The organism is Xenorhabdus sp. PB62.4 (assembly GCF_014467285.1).
GTDB lineage: Bacteria > Pseudomonadota > Gammaproteobacteria > Enterobacterales > Enterobacteriaceae > Xenorhabdus.
On record NZ_NKHR01000036.1, the window covers coordinates 13372 to 17296 of the forward strand.

Annotated in this window: 4 protein-coding genes; 2 read left to right on the forward strand and 2 right to left on the reverse strand. The window is 35.0% G+C overall.

Annotated elements, in window-relative coordinates; genetic code table 11:
- On the forward strand, positions 1-1263 hold a 1263-nt coding region (locus Xenpb_RS17940), incomplete at its 5' end, for a tail fiber protein (RefSeq protein ID WP_187655527.1).
- On the forward strand, positions 1263-1880 hold the full coding sequence (locus tag Xenpb_RS17945; protein WP_255523184.1) for a tail fiber assembly protein: 618 nt from the start codon (positions 1263-1265) through the stop codon (positions 1878-1880). The genes Xenpb_RS17940 and Xenpb_RS17945, both read left to right, overlap by 1 nt.
- Before the next feature lie 52 nt (positions 1881-1932).
- On the opposite strand, the gene Xenpb_RS17950 is transcribed toward Xenpb_RS17945, so the two are convergent.
- Together Xenpb_RS17950 and Xenpb_RS20130 are read right to left on the reverse strand one after the other, a co-directional pair.
- The gene (locus Xenpb_RS17950) at positions 1933-2880 is read right to left on the reverse strand and encodes a glycosyltransferase (protein ID WP_187655528.1); all 948 of its coding nucleotides are present in this window, start codon (positions 2878-2880) and stop codon (positions 1933-1935) included.
- A 175-nt stretch (positions 2881-3055) separates the two neighbouring features.
- On the reverse strand, positions 3056-3889 hold the full coding sequence (locus Xenpb_RS20130) for a phage tail protein (protein WP_255523187.1): 834 nt from the start codon (positions 3887-3889) through the stop codon (positions 3056-3058).
- Positions 3890-3925 lie beyond the last annotated feature (36 nt).

The window sequence follows — 3925 nt, forward strand, 5'->3', positions numbered from 1 at the left end:
CCTGCGAATAAACCCTCAGCTGCAGATATTGGTGCATTTTCAATAACTGGTGGGAAAGTTGATGGTGAGGTACATGCTAATAAATTTTGGACAAAAAATACCTTAAATCTTGGTGAGGAAATTACGGGAGAACGTCACGGAATAAATATCAGTCCGGTTGATAATGCTAGTTTCGAGGGAAATAATGTAGAAATTAGATCTTGGTACGGCATTGGTTTGAAATCAAGTTTAGATAATCAAACACGAATTTTTTTCAATCCCCGTAATGGGCATATTGGTACACAAGGTTCTATCAATGCCGAAAAATTATTAGCAAAATCTAATGTTTGTATCGGCAATGAAGATCATGGTATTTGGGGTGGTACAAAAGATGCAGCCAGTTTCGAAGGTAACAATTTAGAAATTAGATCATGGTATGGTATAGGGTTAAAAGCCGCCACAGATAATAAAACGAGGATTGTATTTAATACACGTAATGGAGATATAGGAACAAAAGGAAATTTGCTTGTTGGTGCAAATAGTAATAGTTCATTAAAAATCTCTTCACATAATACGGCAAATTCACCAATATTTCTCTATACATTCGGGGATTTACATACTGGAGGCACACGACATGCCATATTAGAGGCAGCAGATGATAAAGGATGGTTTTGGTATAGTCAGAGGGCTACTAATAATGAAATTCAATTTGCAGTAAATGGAAAAATGTTACCTAACGATTATGGTAACTTTGACAGTCGTTATTTACAGCACCATCAACAAAATATTCCTGTGGGGGTTCCTTTACCATGGTCTCATGCAAACCCACCCGAGGGTTATTTTGAGTGCAATGGCCAGTCTTTTGATAAATCCCAATATCCCAAATTAACAATGGCATATCCTTCTGGAATTGTTCCTGATTTGCGTGGTGAATTTATTCGAGCTTGGGACAATGGTCGTGGGATTGACAATGGTCGTGGTTTACTCAGTTATCAATCACCCACATTAATAAGAACAGCAATACTTGATTATGCAGGGAATGATTCCCATGGAATTCATGCAGAGGCCATTGGTATTCCTTTTGATAATGCTGATTTTACAACACAGTCGCAACCAAATACAGCGAAAGCGCCGAATAATACACCAATACCTGGTGGAAACAACGATTCAGGTATACCCGGAACAGTTTCTACAGCAGCATTAAAATCGTTTGGGTGGAATTCTTGGTGGTTTAGCACTCGTCCCCGTAATATCGCATTTTTATACATAGTGAGAGCAGCATAATGAAATATACTACAGATCTTAAAACACCAAAATTTGATAAAAATGGTTTTGCAACTTCTAATGGCTGGGTAATGGTTTATCGAGCTAATACCGAGACAAGAGAATATATTTGTGCAGATATGGAACGCACTGTTATTGGTGTTAGTCTGTCTGCCGGGGCTTATTTAGATGCACCTGAATTACCTGATTCTTTTGATATTGCTGTTTGTCGTAGTGAGGATGAAAAGTCATGGATTAATGTACCAGATTTTCGTGGGAAAATTGCTTATCACATTAAAACCCGAGAGTCTCGAAAAATACAATCAATAGGTGAATTATCTTCTGAATTGACTTTATTAGAACCTAAGACTTCATTTGATAAATGGGATGGAAAACAATGGGTAACAGATTTTGATAAGCAACAAAAATATGATTTACAACAAGTTGAAAACCAAAAACAATCTCTGCTATATGAAGCTGAACAAAAAATTGTTCAATTAGAGCGTAAAGTTCGGCTTAATATGGCTTCAAAAGAGGAAGCTTCACTATTACGTAAGTGGGAAATCTATAGCATTAAGTTAGTTGAACTTGATATTTCAGATATCAAAAAAACTGATTGGCCTAAAAAACCAGAATAATAATCAGGGGCATTATGCCCCTTTTTTCTTATTCCTAGAAAATTCATTGGGTTTATTTTTTATATAAATAAAACTTAATCAGCTTTGACATTCCAGTGATTTTACTTGTCTTTCTTTCTTGATGAATTTTTTTTATTAAATTAATCCATTTATTTACTGTAGCTTGACGGTTATACTCTTCGAATCTATTTTTACCATTTAACACCATAGATAAATATAAATCAGGTTGATTGATTAAACTGTCTACTGCTCCTATAAACTGCTCTGGTGTTTTTGCGATTAAATAATCTAATTCATTTAATCTTATCGCTCTCATGGATGGTTCATCGTCACAAATTAAAGGGCAACCCGCATTCCAGGCATTAATGAGTTTACTTGCTGGTTTTTTTAAAAGATCTAAACCACAGTTTTTTCTAAAACTGATAACGATATCCATATCTGTATAATTAACCCAATCTTTGTGGGAACTTATAAATTTAATCCCTCTTTCTTTTAATATTGCTTTCAGATTCTCATCTAAAAAAAAATCAGGTAATGTATCTTTATGGCCGAAAAAACCGATGTTTTTTATTTCATGTTTATCTTTTGCTCTGGGTTTTAATCCCGGTTGCGGCCAGTGAGGTATGAAAATTTTTCCATTTTTGGCTTGTAATGGGTTTTGAACGATAATGTATTTAGAACCATAAACAGAAGGCCTATCTGCTTGACATATTATCGTTTTACCTCGCCAAGGTTTTGTTTTAAAACAAAAATCATCATAGTGTAATATATTTATAGCATCATCACGAGACTCAGTAGATAATGAAATATCCAAGCAATCAGTATAATAATATTTTAGATTGATTAAGGTTTGAATAACCCAACACGATTTCCCTTTGCGATAATATCTATTTGGTATTAATTCTGGGTTTATTCTTTTATTGATTATTTCATAGAAGTCATAAGCATTTTGATCTATAAATTTCTGATTTGATACACCATTAACAATAATTTTATTCATGATTTTGCTAATTTACATTTTACATAAACCGCCCGCATAGTAACATACTATTAAAAAACAATCTATATTTATTAGTAAAGCAAGACCTAGAAAAATTAAACTTATCTATTTTGAATTTATTTAAATTAAACAATCCTGGAAATAAATTATCCAGGATTGTTTAACTCATTATTGCTTAAGCTGCTTTCACTATATATAAAAATGCAATATTTCGAGGCCTAGTTTCATTACCACCAGTTGCTGCAGTGTTTCCATTTGTATTTACAGCTCCCCAACCGCCTCTACCACCAGATTCTCTTTCAAATGCTCCAGTAAACACGCCAGAGTGTGCATGGCTTTGTATACTTTGCTCTTGAAAAGATAATACGTTACGTCCAGCATCAACATTACGCCCTGCATCCAAACCACGAATAAATTCACCACGTAGATCAGGTAGTACACCGGATGGATACGCTAATGCTAATTGGGGATATTTAGCTTTATCAAAACGATCTCCATTACAAATTAAATACCCTGTAGGTGGCTTATTTTGTGGCCATGGTAAAGGCACACCAACAGGAATATTACTAATATTAGCAACATCATCAGTTGTAGCAACAACACCATTCTTTTGAGGAAAATTTAATACCCATTGATTTTGGTTACTTCGATTTCTCTGGACGAAATATATACCTTTTCCATCCTGAGTAGTTTCTAAGTATATATAGTCTCCAGTATTTTGATGAACGAAATTAATTCTACCATAACCAGTGTGCCTAATAGTATGCGCTAAATAAGAGTTTATTGTACCAGGGCAATACAGTTCGCCACTTTTATTTAAAACCCAATCGCCTCCACCATCGTAACCATTATTGATACGTACTCCATCACCGCCTTTGTCTTTATATATCCATGCTCGTGGTCGCCCATCATCATCAGTCAGTGCAAAATGTTGTCTTCCATCCCCTTGAGATGCTACAACGCCAGAAGCTTGTATCGCTCCATTTAATTTCCCGCCAGTGATGGGCAATGCTCCGACATCTGCAGCAGATGGCTTATTTGCAGA